Below are 1,912 nucleotides of genomic sequence, written 5' to 3'. Positions count from 1 at the left end.
GGTATAAGCATCAACTACATGTTTTTGCTCGTATGGTGCCAAGCTTTGGTAATAAAGACGCGCTTGTGAAAAATGATCCCCAAACGACTCACTACGATCCCTGATTTTACGACCGTCAACACGTTCCTGATAGCTTTCAAAACCGCCTCCGTGTGCAGCAGCAAGCGTCTCTACCGGCCAGTTATTGTCCACTGAATCGGGTTCATAAGAAGCGGCGCCACGATGCACAAATGTCTGATGCATACCATCACGTTGATTATTGTGGAATGGGCATACTGCACGGTTAATCGGTAATTGATGGAAGTTAGGGCCACCTAGACGACTTAACTGGGTATCGGTATAAGAGAATAAACGGGTTTGTAATAGCGGATCATTACTAAAGTCGATTCCCGGTACGATATGACCCGGACAGAAAGCAATCTGTTCTGTTTCGTCAAAAAAGTTATCGACATTACGGTTAAGCACCATTTTGCCAATCGGTGTCACAGGTACCAATTCTTCAGGGATAATTTTTGTAGGATCCAATAGATCGAAATCAAACTTCATTTCGTCTTCTTCTTCTACAATTTGGATACCGAGTTCCCATTCAGGATAATTGCCTGAGTTGATGGCATCATACAAATCGCGGCGATGGAAGTCCGGGTCTTTTCCTGCAATTTTTTGTGCTTCATCCCAAACCAGTTGAGCCATCCCCTGTTTAGGTGTCCAGTGGAATTTGACAAAAATGGCTTTACCTTCAGCATTAATCAAACGGAAAGTATGTACCCCGAAACCTTGCATAGAACGTAAATTTCTTGGAATCGCGCGGTCTGACATGGCCCACATGACCGTATGGGCAGATTCAGGTACCAATGAGACAAAGTCCCAGAATGTATCATGCGCACTGGCTCCGGTAGGTATTTCAGTAGGAGGTTCAGGTTTTACTGCATGCACAAAGTCTGGGAACTTGATGCCATCCTGAACAAAGAAAACAGGTGCATTGTTGCACACCATGTCATAGTTACCTTCCTGCGTATAAAACTTAATCGCAAAACCGCGAATATCCCGTACCGTATCGGCAGAACCACGCGGTCCCTGCACAGTAGAGAAACGCACGAAAACTGGCGTTTCTACATTTGGATCGGTCAGGAAAGCCGCTTTGGTATATTTTTCATTTCCTGCATAGGCCTGAAAATAGCCATGTGCACCAACACCGCGCGCATGCACAATCCGCTCTGGAATACGTTCATGGTCGAAATGGGTGATTTTTTCTCTTAAGATAAAATCTTCAATTAAGGTAGAGCCTCGCAAGCCAGCTCTTAAACTGTTCTGGTTATTCGCAATTTTGACACCATGATTGGTAGTCAGCGCCTCTCCAGTGGCATCGCGGCGGAACTCATCCAACTGTTGCAATTTTGCATTGCTATTTTGTTTATCTGAAGTATCAGCGCCGGCCACTTCACTTTTCTTTGCTTTAGGGTCCATATTCCTACCTATAATTGTTGGTTAGTCTGTAACGGATGAAAACCATATGAATAAAGCCTTTATTCACATCTAATTAATACCTGGATAAATTTTTGTCGCTTAAAAACGGAAACAGGAAATCTACGAAACGTTGGGTACACCACAGTCCTGTTTCACGATGATGGGCATGTGGTGCCAAATAAGGCAGTAATTTATTCATCTTTATAGCCAAATTCCCGCTCTCGGATATCTGCTGTTGAATGTCTTCAAGTTCGTCATTTGATAGAAAACTGAACATAAAATCATCTTTGTTTTTATGTGGTAGCTTTATTCGTTGAGGAGGCAAATTCGAGTCTTTGAAAAATGTGCCAGCAATCCAGTCATAGATAATCTGCTTCTCAGTAGAATTAAATACCCCATACATTTTGCCTTCTTCATGGCTAATCAATTTCCAGAAACGGCTTTGTTC

Annotated in this window: 1 protein-coding gene and 1 pseudogene; both read right to left on the bottom strand. The window is 43.0% G+C overall.

Going from position 1 to position 1,912, the window contains the following annotated elements:
- Positions 1-1,464, bottom strand: a 1,464-nt coding sequence (locus B2Y23_RS12240) for a catalase (RefSeq protein WP_291371086.1), incomplete at its 3' end; no start/stop codon positions are given.
- A gap of 73 nt (positions 1,465-1,537) precedes the next feature.
- A pseudogene (locus tag B2Y23_RS12235) lies at positions 1,538-1,912 on the bottom strand (iron-containing redox enzyme family protein); the annotation flags it as partial.

Origin of the sequence: Acinetobacter sp. UBA5934 (assembly GCF_002430855.1) — a bacterium.
Taxonomy (GTDB): Bacteria; Pseudomonadota; Gammaproteobacteria; order Pseudomonadales; family Moraxellaceae; genus Acinetobacter.
This window is presented reverse-complemented; position numbering and strand designations above follow the sequence as displayed.